The organism is Acinetobacter halobius, assembly GCF_044130335.1.
In the GTDB taxonomy this organism is placed as follows: domain Bacteria; phylum Pseudomonadota; class Gammaproteobacteria; order Pseudomonadales; family Moraxellaceae; genus Acinetobacter.
The window spans coordinates 386,546-402,794 of sequence record NZ_JBIQOD010000001.1; the positions used below are offsets into that span (position 1 = coordinate 386,546).

Below are 16,249 nucleotides of genomic sequence, written 5' to 3' on the forward strand. Positions count from 1 at the left end.
CACTTAACCTATCCATGCACGATCAGGAATATCGGTAATAAACATATGACCAGGTGCATGGCTAATAGCAAAAGGAATTTTTGAGTTCATTACCGCTGCTTGTGGGGTTACGCCACAAGCCCAAAACACAGGAATTTCCCCAGCCTCAATACGTGAAGCATCGCCAAAATCTGGCTGATTCACATCACGAATGCCTAAACCTTCAGGATGCCCAATATGCACGGGTGCACCATGCACACTCGGCATCCGTGCTGTAATTTTGACTACATCCGTAATTTGATGGGATGGAATCGGGCGCATAGAAACCACCATATTGCCCGAAATACGCCCCGCAGGCTGACATTGAATATTACTCAAATACATCGGTACATTGGTCTGATCATGGATATGACGAACTTCAATGCCCGCCTCCTGCAGTGCTGTTTCAAAAGAGAAACTACAGCCAATTAAAAACGTCACTAAGTCAGGATGCGCATGATAAATGTCACTCGCATCGGTTACTTCATCCACCATTTCACCGTCTTTCCAGATACGATAACGTGGAAAGTCAGTACGTATATCTGAGTTTTCTGCCAGTCTCGTGGCATATACACCTTCCTCTAGCACGTCTAAAACAGGACAGCTTTGCGGATTGCGATGAGCATAGAGTAGAAAATCATAAGCCCAATCTTTAGGCACTGAAATCATATTGACCTGCGTCATGCCCGCAGCCATACCCGCCGTTGGTTTGTCAAAGCCTGCACGAATTTTTAAACGCGCAGCTAAAGCGGCTTCAAGCTGCGCTGAATCGACACGAATATCCTTATACATTGCGCACTTCCTCATGCTTTAAGACAAAGGGACGAATTTCAATATGATGATTTAACAGTTCAGCTTTAATCGCAGCCGACATCTCTAAGGCACCCGCTGTGTCACCGTGTAAGCAAATCGTATCGGCTTGGATAGGGGTAAATACACCATCAATCGACTCAACCCCGCCATTTTTCAACATAGACACCACACGGCGTGCCACAAAGGCCGAATCATGTAAAACAGCCCCATCCAAACGACGTGAAACCAATGAACCATCACTGTTATAAGCACGGTCTGCAAATGCCTCAGAGACAACCTTTAAGCCTGCTGCACGTGCTTGCCCAACCAAGTGGGAACCTGCCAGTGCCACCAAAACCAGTTCTGGGTTATACATTTTGATAGCATCAATCACCGCAGCGGCCTGAACTTGATCGTGTGCAATGGTGTTATACAGTGCGCCATGGGGTTTCACATATTGCACGTGAGAACCAGCCACTTTGGCTAAACCATCCAGTGCGGAAATTTGATACAACACATCGGCAATCAGCTCATCACGTGACACATCCATATTACGGCGACCAAAACCGACGAGGTCTGGATAAGATACATGCGCGCCAATCGTGACATTCAATTCAACCGCCTTACGCAGTGTTTTTAAAATCCCCAGCGGATCTCCTGCATGAAAGCCACATGCAATATTGGCACTTGTCACCACGGGTAGAATTTGGTCATCATTGCCCATTTTCCACGAACCAAAACTTTCACCTAAGTCACTATTTAAATCTACAAACATGGCTCAATTCCTTTATCACTTCACCGTCGTCTGGCTTAAAGTTTGGTTAAATAATTAAAGACTGTGGTAAAGGACATATAGCCCATCCACCATGTCAACATACATGTGAGTACACCCAAAATAAGTAACCATTTTGGATAGTTATAATTCCCCATCATATCTTTACGGCAAGCAGCTACATAAACAAAAATCGTTAAACCGATTGGCAATACCAAACCATTAAAGCCACCAACGAAGATCAATAATCCAGCAGGTGTCGCGCCCAGTACCACATACAACAATAACGCTAAAGCGATAAATGTAATGGTGGTGTAATTGGTTTGTTTTGGACTAAGATTTTTCTTAAATGCAGTAAAGAATGAAACCGAAGTATAAGCGGCGCCAATGGTACTACTGATCCCTGCTGCCCAGAAAATCAAACCAAATAGTTTATAACCAAAAGTTCCTGCGGCATATTGAAAAGCTTGTGCTGCTGGATTGGCATCATGGCTGGCTAAATCAATCGTTGCACCACTGACCACCACGCCCAAAAAAGCTAAAAACAGCACATAGCGCATGATGCCTACAACCACAATACCTTTGGTTGCAGCTCTTGCGACTTCATCAATATTTTCAGGGCCAACCGCGCCTTTATCCAGTAAACGATGGGCGCCTGCATAACAGATATAGCCGCCAACCGTTCCACCGACAATCGTGGTGATAATGGCAAAATCAATCTGGTCAGGTGCAAACGTTTGATGCACAGCTTGGCCCACAGGTGGCATCACAATGACAGCAACAATGATAATCAAGATGATTTTGAGCAACCCCAAAACGATCATGCTTTTATCCATGGCTAGCGTAGCTTTTCTTGAAGCAAAAATTAAAATGGCCAAAGCACCACTTAAAATGCCACCCCATTTGGTGTCTAATCCAAATAAGGCATTGAGACCTAAAGCTGCGCCTGCAATATTACCAATACTGAAGAAGAACCCACCCAAAATGACCAAAAAAGCAAGTAAGTAACCACTACCCGGCAAGGCTTTATTGGCAATATCCGAGGCACGCATTTGCGTCAGCGTGACGACACGCCAAATGTTTTGTTGAACCACATAATCAATCAAAATAGACACGAGAATGGCAAAGCCAAACGCCGCACCCAATTTCACAGTAAAGACCGCGGTTTGAGTGAGAAAACCGGGCCCCATTGCGGAGGTTGCCATCATGAAGATTGAAGCAACAATGGCCCATTGGCGATCTGATAAAAAAGAAGATTTTAATAAAGACATATTTAATGCGTTCCTCGTCCATTTGAGCTTAATAACGCTATTTTCAAGTTGAACCAAGAACATCATTTTGTTTGCAAATTCTGTTCTTAAATTCCTTTAACTGACAAAGATTCCCTGTTGCCCAACCAAAGCCATGGTGGATCAAATCTTCTATTTGAAATAAGAACATAGGCAAGCACGAGGAACAATACGACTTTTTACATCCATTATTAAAACTAAATGACTGTATTTTATTATTTTTTATTTATTAAAAGTCTAATGATAAATTTTACTTATCACGCACGATAAGCTGCGTTTATGGTTTTTCAAACAAATTCCATTTTGAGATAAAGTAACTTCACTTGTCAAAAAACTGGTACGCCTCAATTATTTTTTAATTTTCTCAAGCAGTCTTTTCATTGCACTTTCAGAAACAGTGACTGCGACATCGGTTAATTTCTCTTTCAAGGCTGCATCATTGCCTTGCATATAAATCGAGGTGAAATGAAAGGTTTTTAGCTGGATCGGGGTATTCAAAATTTCTAAGCGACCATCGGTAATTTCCTTTAGCGCCGTTAAGGTCGGCACAACGGCAATCCCTAACCCTTGCTCTGCAAGACGCAATAAGGTCGCAAGCGAATAACTGGTAATTGAAAGCGGCTCATCCAGTGCCTGTTCTTTCATTTTGGCCTTGAGCTCTTTATAGGGATAGGTAATTTTTGGATAGGTTAAAATGGTATGCGACATCAATGCCTTAAAAGACATTTGACCTACACCACCTTTAAAAGATGGAGCTGCCAAAAAACTCAGTTCAAAGTCACACAGCGCCTGCTCTACACACTCGAAAGCCAAAGTCGGGCCCAGCAAAAAGGCCATGTCCAAATCCCCTGTACGCACACCTTCTTGCAAATTTGGAGTTAAATCCACCACAATTTCCACAGAAACTTTGGGAAATTCTTTTTGTACTTTTTCGATATATTCAACCAACCACGTATAAACAATCGTCTCCGAAACACCTAAACGAATCGTTCCTGTGAGGTGTTGGTTTTCAGTTAGCTCGGCCACCAAATCGGTTTCCAAACGCATAAACTTTTCGGCATATTTAAACAGGGTCATGCCTTTATAGGTGGGTTTAAGCTGTCGAAAACCGCGATCAAGGACTTTAAAACCTAAATCATTTTCTAGAGCAGTGATTTTTTGGGAAACCGCAGGCTGAGTGGTTTGTAATTTTGCAGCAGCCTTATTGAAGCTATTTAAGGTCACAACCCAATAAAATGCCTCTAGACTTTTTAAATTCACCTTAAATCTTGTCCTTATTCGATTCCAGTTATCGTACAGTAGTTACCACTCTTTTTAAGTGATGAGAATTCAGTCCACAAAATAGGATAAAAACCAGTAGATCTAAATTTATACAGCATAATATTTTGATCTAAAAAGTAATTTATCAAAGCTCTTTTAAGGTTTAAGTTTTTCCATTTTGACATCACCATTTGCATAAAATTCAACAGTATTCCAACCTAAGTGCTTATAAAACTGATATGCCCGACTTTTTGAATCTGTTTCTAAGTAAATACGATTATATTTTTGAAATAATAAGGCTTCTGCCTCTTTCATTAACTGTTTTCCAAAGCCTTTCCCTTCATGATCGGGATGTACAAAACTTGCAAAAACCATCCCCGCTTTAAAATCAACTATTGAGAAACCAAGTACCATCCCTGCCTTTTCCACAACCCAAATACATGGTTCACTTTCCATCATCGCCAAAACTGAAATTGGGGTAATACCCATCTCTGTCAATTGCTCTAGGGAAAGGTGATTTTCTTTTACACTGATTCGGATATCAAAAATTGATTTGATATCATGTTGCGTGGCCAGTCTAATCAATTGCATATACTTCTCTAAATTTTATTTTCAATAAATACCATTAAGCTCAAACGCTTATTCTCGACTACTGCCAATGCCCATTTGAATGGTAAAAATGCTGTTTGAGTTTAGGTTTTCATAATGCACTGTGCCCTTATGTGCAATCACAATGGCATTGACCACCGCAAGTCCAAGGCCAGTTCCACCAAACTCTTTATTGCGTGACTGTTCCAAGCGAAAGAACGGGTCGAATAAATGTTGTTGAAATTCTTCAGCAAGCCCTGGTCCATTATCAGCAACTTTTAGCTGCCACATTTTTCCATCAGTTTGAGATGAAATAGTTAACTTTCCTGCATTTGCATAACGAATAGCATTATCAATCAAAGCAATCAATATTTGTTCAATACGGCGTTGGTCACAAAAAACAGGCGTTGTTTCCAAATCCAATACTGGTGTTAAATCTGCCTGTATCAAACGCTCTTCAAATATTTTCAATACCTTATCAACACTGTCTTGCAGATTAACCCATTCATAATTTAAACGTAGCTGTTGATTTTCAACCAAACTCAGCGTACGTAAGTCTTCCACCAAATGAGAAAGGCCTTCAACTTGGTTTAATAAACTCTTGATTAAGGCTGGATTGGGTTCAAAAACACCATCTACCATGCCTTGCAAACGTCCCTGTAAAATCGTGATAGGAGTTCGAAGTTCATGGGCAATTGCGGCATTCCAAACTTGCGCATTTTGTACAGAAACTTCAAGTTTATATGCCATATCATTAAAATGTTGTACCAACTCAGAAATTTCAATCGAGTGTCCTTGTGTATCTTCAGCCCTTGCGGACAAATCCCCCTGACTAATTTTCTTAGCAGCTTCGACCAAAAAATTGAGGGGGCGAATAAACCGCTGTGCGAGATACATCCCAATGATTAAAGAAATAACTGAGCCACAGAAAATCACGGTCGCCAACCAAATCCAATCGACAAAATGAAATTCATTCCAGTCTTCTTGCAATGCGCTTAAAGTAATCCAACCTGCATCAATCGCGTAGTCATAAATAAAGTACCCGAGAACAATAGAAAATAGCGTCACGCTTAAATTGACAATACTTAAGGCGATAAATAACTGTGTACTAATACCTGACTTATTTTTCATATTATTTTCTAGCCCTATTCCTTCGCATTCTCCACATCTTGCACGGTTTTATATTACTCATTGCAAGTCTTTTGGCTGATCTAATCGGTACCCGACCCCACGTACATTCATTAGTATCTGCTCAAGTCCTTGCTCTTCAAGTTTCTTTCTTAACTTACTCACATGACTGTCAACTGTACGTTCAAGCGCATCACTATCTGGCAAGCATTGGTTCATCAGCTCACTACGACTAAATACTTTATGTGGATGATCAATCATTAACAGAAGAATTTTATATTCCGTTAACGTCAGATTCAGTAAAATCTTTTTATTCTGTCGCTGTACATAGACACTACGAAGTTCTGTATTAATTTCAATATTTCTATACAACAAGTGCTTCTGCTGGGCTTGCATACTGTGCTGAGTTCGTCTTAAGACCGCTTGCACCCGTGCAACCACTTCATTTGGGTTGAACGGTTTGACCACAAAGTCATCCGCACCAATTCTGAGTGCCATCACTTTATCAATATCTTGATCGAGTGCTGTCAACATGATGACAGGCGTTTGTGCTTTTTGACGAATTTTACTTAGCACTTCCCAACCGTTTAGCTCAGGCAACTTAATATCGAGCACAATTAGATCAATTACTTGTGCTGCATGTATTTCAATTGCTTGCTTGCCATTCATCGCACGAATCACGTGCATCCCTTCACGTTTTAAATAGTGCTCGATAATATCGCCAATCTCATACTCATCTTCTACAACAAGAATCTGTTTGTCATGGCAATCAAAAGAAAATGAAGCTTCGAACATGAATAGGTTATCGAATAATTTCAGTCAATCTCCATAATACGCCGATTTATCTGTGTATCTCCACACTTTTTCCACATTTCAGAGATCATCGTTACACACTTCTCAAAAATAATGACAACATCAAAAACTCCCAAGGCTTGGACAGTATGCAAAAGCATCTTTTACTTCCATTATTTTTATCTATCGGACTGATACTACAAGGGTGTGGCTCAGAGCAAGCAACTCAGGCAGAAGCTGCTCCTGCAAAAGTAAGCGTACTTAATATTCAACCACAGTCGGTGAATTTTAGCGAAAACCTCCCTGCGCGTGTACAAGCCTTCCGTACTGCTGAAATACGTCCACAAGTCGGTGGCATTATTGAAAAGGTATTGTTTACTCAAGGCAGTGAAGTTAAAGCAGGACAAGCACTCTATAAAATTAATTCAGAAATCTTTCAAGCAGATGTGAATAGTAATCAGGCTTCACTCAATAAAGCAGAAGCTGAGGTTGCACGTTTAAAAGTTCAGCTAGCACGTTATGAACAATTACTGCCTAGCAATGCAATCAGTAAACAAGAAGTTAGCAATGCTCAAGCGGAATACCGTCAGGCTTTGGCTGATGTTGCACAAATGAAAGCCTTGCTGACTCGTCAAAACCTGAATCTACAATATGCCACTGTACGCGCACCGATTTCAGGTCGTATCGGACAATCATTCGTGACTGAAGGTGCTTTGGTGAGTCAAGGTGATACAAATACCATGGCGACTGTACAACAGATCAACAAAGTCTATGTCGATGTAAAACAATCCATTAGCGAATATGAACGATTACAGGCTGCGCTACAAAGTGGTGAGTTATCGGCAAATAATGAGAAGGCTGTGCGAATTTCTAATAGTCATGGACAGCCTTATAAAGTCAGCGCAAAAATGCTGTTTGAAGACATCAATGTTGATCCTGAGACAGGTGATGTCACCATCCGCATCGAAGTGCAGAATCCTGAACGTAAACTTCTTCCTGGGATGTATGTCCGCGTGAATATCGACCGTGCTTCTGTTCCTCAAGCCTTGCTCGTCCCTGCCCAAGCGATTCAACGTAATATCAATGGTGATCCACAAGTCTATGTCATCAATACTAAAGGTACGGCAGATATTCGCCCAATCGAATTGGGTCAGCAATATGAGCAGTATTACATTGCCAATAGGGGGTTAAAAACAGGTGACAAAGTGGTCGTTGAAGGGGTTGAACGTATCCAAGCGAATCAAAAACTGCAACTCACGACTTGGAAAGCACCATCATCGAACAATAGCACCTCACCTATGACTCAAGGAGCGAAATGATGATGTCACAATTTTTCATTCGCCGCCCTGTGTTTGCATGGGTGATTGCGATTTTCATTATCCTGTTTGGGCTACTCAGTATCCCCAAACTGCCGATTGCTCGCTTTCCAAGTGTCGCGCCACCTCAAGTCAACATTAGTGCGACTTATCCCGGCGCAACGGCAAAAACCATTAATGACAGTGTTGTGACCTTGATCGAAAGAGAATTATCTGGGGTTAAAAACCTGCTTTATTATAGTTCGACCACAGATACCTCTGGTACAGCGCAAATCTCGGCGACCTTTAAACCGGGTACTGATGTTGAAATGGCACAAGTCGATGTGCAAAACAAAATCAAAGCGGTTGAAGCACGTCTACCACAAGTTGTTCGTCAACAAGGCTTACAAGTCGAAGCATCTTCATCAGGCTTTTTGATGTTAGTCGGTATCAACTCACCGAATGGTCAATATTCTGAAGTTGATCTGAGTGATTATTTGGTTCGCAATGTGGTGGAAGAACTGAAACGTGTTGAAGGTGTGGGTAAAGTTCAATCCTTCGGTGCAGAAAAAGCCATGCGAATTTGGGTCGACCCCAATAAACTGGTGTCTTATGGCTTATCCATAAGTGATGTGAATACCGCGATTCGCGAGAACAATGTTGAAATTGCACCCGGTCGTCTTGGAGATATGCCTGCTGAAAAAGGTCAACTGATTACTGTACCTCTCTCTGCACAAGGACAATTGGGCAATGTTGAGCAATTTAAAAATATCAGCTTAAAAAGTAAAACCAATGGTAGTGTGATCAAACTGTCTGATGTCGCCAAGGTTGAAATTGGCTCACAAGCTTATAACTTTGCCATTTTGGAAGATGGTAAACCTGCTACTGCTGCTGCAATCCAACTCAGTCCGGGCGCGAATGCCGTGAAAACGGCGGAGGGTGTTAAAGCCAAAATCGAAGAATTAAAGCTCAATTTACCCGAAGGGATGCAAATCAGTGTTCCTTATGACACTGCACCTTTCGTTAAAATTTCGATTGAGAAAGTGATTCATACCTTACTCGAAGCTATGGTTCTGGTTTTCATTGTAATGTATCTGTTCTTGCATAATGTTCGTTATACCTTAATTCCTGCGATTGTCGCGCCAATTGCATTGTTAGGTACTTTTGCGGTCATGCTATTGGCAGGCTTTTCCATCAACGTACTGACCATGTTTGGTATGGTGCTTGCGATTGGGATCATCGTTGATGATGCAATTGTAGTGGTTGAAAACGTAGAACGAATCATGGCGACAGAAGGTTTGTCTCCTAAAGAAGCGACCTCTAAAGCGATGAAAGAGATTACCAACCCAATTATCGGGATTACACTGGTACTGTCTGCGGTGTTTTTGCCGATGGCGTTTGCTAGCGGTTCAGTGGGGATTATCTATCAACAATTTACCTTGACCATGTCGGTGTCGATTTTATTCTCAGCCCTGCTCGCCCTAATTTTAACTCCTGCACTATGTGCCACCATTCTGAAACCAATTGATGCTCATCATCAAAAGAAAGGCTTTTTTGCATGGTTTGATCGTAGCTTTGACAAAGTCACCAAAAAATATGAATTAATACTACTTAAAGTCATCAAACATAGCATTCCGATGATGGTGATCTTTGTGGTGATTACGGGCATTACCTTTGCAAGCATGAAATATTGGCCCACCGCATTTATGCCCGAAGAAGATCAAGGCTGGTTTCTCACCTCTTTCCAACTGCCATCGGATGCGACTACTGAACGTACTCGAAATGTAGTGAATGAATTTGAAGCAAGCTTAAAAGACAATCCAAATGTGAAAAGTAACACTACTATTTTGGGTTGGGGCTTTAGTGGTTCAGGTCAAAACGTGGCAGTCGCGTTTACGACCCTTGCCGATTTTAAAGACCGCACCTCAACAGCAACCGAAATGACCAGTACCGTCAATGCAACCATGGCGAACAGTAAAGAAGGTGCAACCATGGCGGTACTTCCGCCTGCCATTGATGAATTGGGCACTTTTTCAGGTTTTAGTTTACGTTTACAAGATCGAGCCAATTTAGGCATGCCTGCGCTACTGGCTGCTCAAGATCAGTTAATGGCAATGGCTGCCAAGAATAAAAAATTCTATATGGTGTGGAATGAAGGTCTACCACAAGGTGACAACATTTCTTTAAAAATTGACCGTGAGAAACTCAATGTTTTAGGGGTGAAGTTCTCTGATGTCTCAGACATCATCTCGACCTCAATGGGATCTATGTATATCAACGACTTTCCGAATCAGGGTCGTATGCAACGAGTGATTGTTCAGGTTGATGCCAAAGCACGGATGCAATTGAAAGATATTTTAAATCTCAAAGTAGCGGGTTCAAGCGGGCAATTAGTTTCTTTATCCGAAGTGGTCACCCCTCAATGGAGCAAAGCACCACAACAATATAATCGCTATAACGGTCGCCCATCTTTGAGTATTGCAGGTATTCCAAACTTTGATACCTCGTCTGGTGATGCGATGCGTGAAATGGAACAACTGATTGCTAAATTACCGAAAGGCATTGGTTATGAATGGACGGGTATTTCCTTACAGGAAAAACAGTCTGAATCACAAATGGCGTTCTTACTCGGTTTATCTATGTTGGTGGTCTTCCTTGTACTCGCTGCGCTCTATGAAAGTTGGGCAATTCCACTGTCAGTGATGCTCGTCGTACCACTGGGTATTTTCGGTGCGATTGTGGCAATTATGTCGAGAGGGATGATGAATGATGTGTTCTTTAAAATCGGCTTGATTACCATCATCGGTTTATCTGCCAAGAATGCCATTTTGATTGTTGAATTTGCCAAGATGCTCAAGGAAGAAGGCATGAGTTTAATTGAAGCCACTGTTGCGGCAGCAAAACTTCGTTTACGCCCGATTCTGATGACTTCACTTGCCTTTACTTGTGGTGTAATTCCATTGGTCATCGCATCAGGTGCAAGTTCAGAAACCCAACATGCCTTAGGTACAGGCGTATTTGGTGGCATGATCTCAGCAACGATACTGGCGATTTTCTTTGTCCCAGTGTTCTTCATTTTCATTCTAGGTGCAGTTGAAAAGCTGTTTTCCTCGAAACAAAAAAATCCATCTTAAATAGCATTGAACAGAGAAAATCAAACGATTTTCTCTGTTCTCTCCACTGCATTCATCTTTATATTATTTGGAGAAGACCATGTCTAAAGTGACTGTCTTATCTCGTGGGCTACTCATCTCTACGCTTTCAATGACAATGACGGCGTGTATGAATATGCAAGCACCTCAGCCGATGATCAAATCAGATATTCCACAGAGTTTTGCACAGACAAACACAGGAATTTCGATTGCACATCAGGGCTATAAACAATTCTTTGTCGATACTCAATTATTACAAGTGATTGAAATCAGCTTAGATCACAATCGTGATTTACGTACAGCCATGTTGAATATTCAACGTGCACAGCAACAGTACCAAATCAGCAAAAATGATCAACTACCGACTATTGGTGCAAATGGTAGTGCGATTCGACAAATCAATGCTTCTTTGAATCCCAATAACCCTTATTCAGCTTTCCAAGTCGGGCTTGGTATGACAGCCTATGAACTGGATTTTTGGGGACGTGTGAAAAGCTTAAAAGATGTGGCGTTGAATAATTACTTTGCCACGCAAAGCGCACAAGAAGCCACGCAGATCAGTTTAGTCAGCCAAGTTTCTCAAGCTTGGTTGGATTATGCCTATGCTCAAGCCAATTTAAACCTTGCTGAACAAACACTTAAAGCGCAACTTGATGCATACAATCTGAACAAAAAACGTTTTGATGCGGGTATTGAAAGTGAAGTCCCTTTGCGTCAAGCACAGATTTCCGTAGAGACTGCCACAAATGATGTGGCTGCGTATAAAACCCAAGTATTACAGGCACAGAATTTACTCAATCTATTGGCTGGGCAAGTTGTTCCTCAACACCTTCTTCCAAATCATGCCGTGAAAAGTATCAGTATGGAGACCAACTTTGCGACAGGTTTAAGTAGTGATTTACTCAATAATCGCCCTGATCTAAAAGCGGCTGAATATCAACTTCAAGCTGCGGGTGCAAATATTGGCGCAGCAAAAGCACGTATGTATCCAAACATTAGTCTGACAGGTTCTACAGGTTATGCCTCAACTGAACTAAAAGATTTATTTAAATCTGGTGGCTTTTCTTGGTCAGTTGGCCCAAGTATTGAACTTCCTATCTTTGATTGGGGAACGCGTAAAGCCAATATTAAGATTGCTGAAACAGAACAGAAAATTGCATTGGCGAATTATGAAAAAGCTATTCAGTCTGCATTCCGTGAGGTCAATGATGCCTTGGCTGCACAGGCTCATATCGAAAATCGTTTAAATGCGCAACGCCGTTTGGTTTCCGCGACCGATACCACCTACAAATTATCCACGGCTCGCTTTAGAGCAGGCATAGAGAGTTATTTAACCGTGTTGGATGCTCAACGCTCTGCTTACGCAGCTCAACAAGGTCTACTGATGCTTGAACAAACCAAATTGAATACTCAAATCGAATTATACAAAGCTTTAGGCGGTGGGCTATCTAGACCCATTTCTTAACTTTTCAATGATGAGAACTCAGTGCCTCATTCAAGAGAATTTTATTTATTCAATCAGCGCAAAATAAGAAAGAGTCTTCAACTTGAGAATTATCGCAGGGCTATCTATTAAAAGATTACTCCGTTCTTAACTTCCACACGCCATAAAAAAGCGCCTTCTCAAAAGCGCTTTCTTATGGACTTTGGTTTAAATCAGATTTTCAAAAAGAGCATGTTTTATTTTGCTTTTTGCAGACGTAAAGCGTTCAAAACCACAGACAACGAACTCAGTGACATCGCCACCGCAGCAAACATCGGGGTGAGTAATAAACCTGTTAATGGGTAGAAAATTCCTGCTGCCACAGGTACACCCAAACCGTTATACACAAAGGAAAACGCAAGGTTTTGTTTCATATTACGCACACCCAGTTTCGCCATATGTAGCGCATCGGCTGCTCCACGAATGTCACCTTTCACCAAAGTGACTTGCGCAGTTTGTTTCGCGATATCAGTTCCGTTCCCCATGGCAATTCCGACATTGGCTTGTGCTAAGGCTGGTGCATCATTAATCCCATCTCCCGCCATCGCCACAATTTTACCTTGAGCTTGATATTTCTTCACGATCTCCAGCTTTTCAGTTGGTGTACAGTTGCCATAGACTTGTTGAATACCCAATTCCTTGGCCACCAACTGGGCATTTTGCTCATGGTCACCTGTTGCCATGACCACTTCAATACCATCATCAATCAGCTGTTGAATGACTTGCTGAGCATTGGCTTTAATCGCATCGTGAATAGAAATATAAGCCAGCACTTCTTGGTTATTGCTTAAGAAACTGATCACGTTGCCTGTCGCACGTTGCTGATTCAACTGGCTTTGCAAAGTATCATCTAAAGTAATGCCGAGTTGTTCTAGCAGCTTTTGGCTGCCAATATAGAGGGTTTGCTCGCCGATCTGCCCTTTGACACCAAACCCAGTCACATCTTCAAAGTCTGCTACTTTAAGCAATTGCTGTGCAGGGACAATTTGAGTCAGAGTTTGAGCAATCGGATGACTAGAATATTGCTCAATCGAGGCAATCCACTGTTCTACTTGAGTTTGTTCTACATTTGGACTGAGCAACTGAATTTCTTTAAGACTTGGTTTACCTTCCGTCAGAGTCCCTGTTTTATCGACAATCAATGTATTGACCTTACTTAACGCTTCAATCGCCTCTGCATCTTTAAACAGTACCCCTTTCTGCGCTGCACGCCCTGTCGTGGCCATCACGGACATTGGCGTTGCTAAACCCAGCGCACATGGGCAAGCAATAATCAGTACCGCCACCGCGCACATCAGAGCCAAGTCAAATTGTGCACCACCAAAGATCATCCAAGCAGCAAAGGTCAGCACACTAATCAATAGCACGATGATGACAAAGTACTTGGCAAATACATCGGCCAAACGTTGTAACGGCGCTTTTGAACGCTGTGCTTCTGCCACCGTTTGAATCATTTTCGCCAAAGTGGTATTCGCCCCGACCGCCGTGGTTTGAATACGAATACTGCCTTGTTGATTGACCGTACCACCGATCACCGTGTCATGCACTTGCTTTTTCACAGGTACAGGTTCGCCCGTCATCATGGCTTCATCGACATAGGTTTTGCCTTCCACCACCACACCATCTAGTGGAATCTGCTCACCTGAGGCAATTTGTAAAATATCGCCTTGTTTGACCATACCAATATCCACTTCAACCACTTGATCGTTTTGAACCAACTTAGCCGTGTTGACTTGCAGTTTCAATAAGGCTTTGAGTGAGTCTGCGGTTTTGGCACGCGCTTTCAACTCCATGATTTGACCAAGCAAACTTAGAGACACAATCATACAGGCCGCTTCAAAGTACACTGCAACGCCGTGCCCAGTTTTGGCTTCCATTGGAATCACACTTGGGAAAATCGTTGCCACGACACTATAAATATAAGCTGCCAACACCCCGACACCAATAAGGCTCCACATATTGAGGTTGCGGGTTTTATACGAAGTCCAGCAACGCTCAATAAAGGGTTTACCTGCCCACAGCACCACAGGAGTCGCGAGGACTAACTCAATCCACGGCTGAATATGCGGTGAAATGAAACTATGAATGTGCGAACCCATCGCCAGTACAAATACAATCAACGTCAGTGGTAAAGTCATCCAAAAGCGATGGCTAAAGTCCACCAACTCTGGGTTGGGTGCATCATCTAAAGTCGGTTGCATCGGCTCGAGTGCCATACCACAAATCGGACACGTCCCCGGTCCTTTTTGTACAATTTCAGGGTCCATCGGACAGGTATAGTCCATATCCGCAGCCCCTTCAGGCACAGGACGCTGATCGGGTGGAATCAGATAAAACTCAGGGTCAGCCTTAAACTTATCTAAGCAAGAAGGATTACAGAAATAATAAGTCTGTTGCTGATAATCCGTTTTTAACTCTGTATTTGGGTCAACGGACATACCACAGACAGGATCAATAAATGCGGATGAACCAGATGGAGCATGATGTTCATGCTTTCCTCCACCGCAGCAACTACTTTTGGCTGGTTCTGCTTTAGGTTTAGGTGCACAACAACTGGCTTTGGTATCTGGTTCTGTTTGTGGCTTAGGCGTACAACAGGATGCTTTTTTCTCAACCACTTTCGGAGTCGTCCCACAACAACCTGAAGCTTTAACTACAGAATCTAAATGTTCAACCTTTACATAAGCCTCTGGATTGGCAATGAATTTTTGCTGACACTTTTCACTACAAAAATAATAATCCTGCCCCTGCCACTCGGTGTGCGGTTTGCTTAAATCCGTCACGGTCATACCACACACAGGGTCAATAAATGTGGTCTTCTCTGCATCTGACACAGGTTTGGATCCGCAACCACAGCCTTTGGAAATAACTACAGCACTACCCTCTTTCGCCTGAGATGAAGCATTGCTTAAATCTGTTTTCGGCTTACTGCAACAAGTGCTTGATTGTTTTTCTGAGCCTAAGTAAGCCTCTGGGTTAGCGGCAAATTTATTTAAACAGCCTGAGCAACAAAACAAATAACGAACAGATTGATGCTCATACACATGTGGAGAATCTTCCGCCACTGTCATACCACAAACTGGGTCGATCCTTACCACCGTAGGTGCTAATTTATCTTTGGAACAGCAAGAAGTTTTGTGTTGCTCACTCATTCTGACTCACCTTTTATTTTTTGATTGTGTTAGCATAAAGTCTGTACCTAGGTACTGAGTCAAGCCTTTTGGAGATTATTTTATGCTCACTATCGGCAAACTGGCAAAACAGTGTCATGTTAATGTAGAAACGATTCGTTATTATCAACGCATTGGTCTGATGCGCATTCCTGAAACCACCCAAAGCTATCGCTACTATAGCCAGCAAGATATTGAAACTCTGGGCTTTATTCAAAAAGGTAAAGATGCGGGCTTACAGTTGAGTGAAATTCAAGATCTACTACATTTGCAACTGGATGACCGCGAAAAAGTCCGTGATGTGATTCAGCAACGTCTGGAAAAAATTGATCAACGGATTCAAGAGCTGAATGCTTTGAAACAACGGCTTTCAACTTGGGTGGATGAATGTAAAACCACGACAGATAGCTGTTGCCCTATTTTGCAAGAACTGAAAAAAGGTTCAACGATTGCACCATAAACAATTGCCGTCTTTTTTGACTTGGCGATCACTTTCACACTTATCTTTTC

11 protein-coding genes and 1 pseudogene are annotated in these 16,249 nt (G+C 42.2%); 4 read left to right on the forward strand and 8 right to left on the reverse strand.

Translation table 11 applies throughout. The features are described 5' to 3' along the window. Nucleotides 1-3: 3 nt before the first annotated feature. The 7 genes and pseudogenes from ACE01U_RS01810 to adeR all read right to left on the reverse strand — a co-directional run bounded on the left by ACE01U_RS01810 (nt 4) and on the right by adeR (nt 6,642). The gene (locus ACE01U_RS01810; RefSeq protein ID WP_395553126.1) at nt 4-810 is read right to left on the reverse strand and encodes a putative hydro-lyase; all 807 of its coding nucleotides are present in this window, start codon (nt 808-810) and stop codon (nt 4-6) included. Further along, nucleotides 803-1,585 (reverse strand): LamB/YcsF family protein, encoded by a 783-nt coding sequence (locus ACE01U_RS01815; RefSeq protein WP_395553127.1) that lies wholly within the window; start codon nt 1,583-1,585, stop codon nt 803-805. The genes ACE01U_RS01810 and ACE01U_RS01815 overlap by 8 nt, the downstream gene beginning before the upstream one ends. A gap of 35 nt (nt 1,586-1,620) precedes the next feature. After that, nucleotides 1,621-2,875: pseudogene (locus ACE01U_RS01820) on the reverse strand (NRAMP family divalent metal transporter). A 344-nt stretch (nt 2,876-3,219) separates the two neighbouring features. After that, nucleotides 3,220-4,131 (reverse strand): LysR family transcriptional regulator MumR, encoded by a 912-nt coding sequence (gene mumR, locus ACE01U_RS01825; RefSeq protein ID WP_395553128.1) that lies wholly within the window; start codon nt 4,129-4,131, stop codon nt 3,220-3,222. A gap of 156 nt (nt 4,132-4,287) precedes the next feature. Then, nucleotides 4,288-4,722, reverse strand: coding sequence for a GNAT family N-acetyltransferase (locus tag ACE01U_RS01830; RefSeq protein WP_395553129.1), 435 nt, complete (start codon nt 4,720-4,722; stop codon nt 4,288-4,290). A 48-nt stretch (nt 4,723-4,770) separates the two neighbouring features. Then, nucleotides 4,771-5,850, reverse strand: a complete 1,080-nt coding sequence (gene adeS, locus ACE01U_RS01835; protein WP_395553130.1) for a two-component sensor histidine kinase AdeS — start codon at nt 5,848-5,850, stop codon at nt 4,771-4,773. A 57-nt stretch (nt 5,851-5,907) separates the two neighbouring features. Further along, nucleotides 5,908-6,642: an efflux system response regulator transcription factor AdeR gene (gene adeR, locus ACE01U_RS01840; protein WP_291373933.1), complete on the reverse strand. Its 735-nt coding sequence runs from the start codon at nt 6,640-6,642 to the stop codon at nt 5,908-5,910. Nucleotides 6,643-6,788: 146 nt separating this feature from the next. Here adeR and ACE01U_RS01845 point away from each other — a divergent pair, with 146 nt between their 5' ends. From ACE01U_RS01845 to adeC, 3 genes are all read left to right on the forward strand, one after another. After that, the gene (locus ACE01U_RS01845; protein ID WP_395553131.1) at nt 6,789-7,958 is read left to right on the forward strand and encodes an efflux RND transporter periplasmic adaptor subunit; all 1,170 of its coding nucleotides are present in this window, start codon (nt 6,789-6,791) and stop codon (nt 7,956-7,958) included. Then, nucleotides 7,958-11,068 (forward strand): multidrug efflux RND transporter permease subunit AdeB, encoded by a 3,111-nt coding sequence (adeB, locus tag ACE01U_RS01850; RefSeq protein ID WP_395553132.1) that lies wholly within the window; start codon nt 7,958-7,960, stop codon nt 11,066-11,068. The genes ACE01U_RS01845 and adeB overlap by 1 nt, the downstream gene beginning before the upstream one ends. Nucleotides 11,069-11,147: 79 nt before the next feature. Next, entirely contained in the window at nt 11,148-12,551 is a 1,404-nt protein-coding gene (gene adeC / locus ACE01U_RS01855; RefSeq protein ID WP_395553133.1) for an AdeC/AdeK/OprM family multidrug efflux complex outer membrane factor, read from the forward strand. A 215-nt stretch (nt 12,552-12,766) separates the two neighbouring features. Here adeC and ACE01U_RS01860 read toward each other — a convergent pair whose 3' ends face one another. Further along, the gene (locus ACE01U_RS01860) at nt 12,767-15,721 is read right to left on the reverse strand and encodes a heavy metal translocating P-type ATPase (protein WP_395553134.1); all 2,955 of its coding nucleotides are present in this window, start codon (nt 15,719-15,721) and stop codon (nt 12,767-12,769) included. Nucleotides 15,722-15,803: 82 nt separating this feature from the next. Between ACE01U_RS01860 and ACE01U_RS01865 the strand changes: the two genes are divergently transcribed. Beyond that, nucleotides 15,804-16,199 (forward strand): MerR family transcriptional regulator, encoded by a 396-nt coding sequence (locus tag ACE01U_RS01865; RefSeq protein ID WP_110975649.1) that lies wholly within the window; start codon nt 15,804-15,806, stop codon nt 16,197-16,199. The last annotated feature ends 50 nt before the right edge of the window (nt 16,200-16,249 follow it).

Bases quoted from the DNA above. Each gene is read 5' to 3' on its own strand.
- ACE01U_RS01810 (WP_395553126.1), bottom strand. From the start codon at position 810: ATGTATAAGGATATTCGTGTCGATTCAGCGCAGCTTGAAGCCGCTTTA.
- ACE01U_RS01815 (WP_395553127.1), bottom strand. From the start codon at position 1,585: ATGTTTGTAGATTTAAATAGTGACTTAGGTGAAAGTTTTGGTTCGTGG.
- ACE01U_RS01830 (WP_395553129.1), bottom strand. From the start codon at position 4,722: ATGCAATTGATTAGACTGGCCACGCAACATGATATCAAATCAATTTTT.
- adeS (WP_395553130.1), bottom strand. From the start codon at position 5,850: ATGAAAAATAAGTCAGGTATTAGTACACAGTTATTTATCGCCTTAAGT.
- adeR (WP_291373933.1), bottom strand. From the start codon at position 6,642: ATGTTCGAAGCTTCATTTTCTTTTGATTGCCATGACAAACAGATTCTT.
- ACE01U_RS01845 (WP_395553131.1), top strand. From the start codon at position 6,789: ATGCAAAAGCATCTTTTACTTCCATTATTTTTATCTATCGGACTGATA.
- adeB (WP_395553132.1), top strand. From the start codon at position 7,958: ATGATGTCACAATTTTTCATTCGCCGCCCTGTGTTTGCATGGGTGATT.
- adeC (WP_395553133.1), top strand. From the start codon at position 11,148: ATGTCTAAAGTGACTGTCTTATCTCGTGGGCTACTCATCTCTACGCTT.
- ACE01U_RS01860 (WP_395553134.1), bottom strand. From the start codon at position 15,721: ATGAGTGAGCAACACAAAACTTCTTGCTGTTCCAAAGATAAATTAGCA.
- ACE01U_RS01865 (WP_110975649.1), top strand. From the start codon at position 15,804: ATGCTCACTATCGGCAAACTGGCAAAACAGTGTCATGTTAATGTAGAA.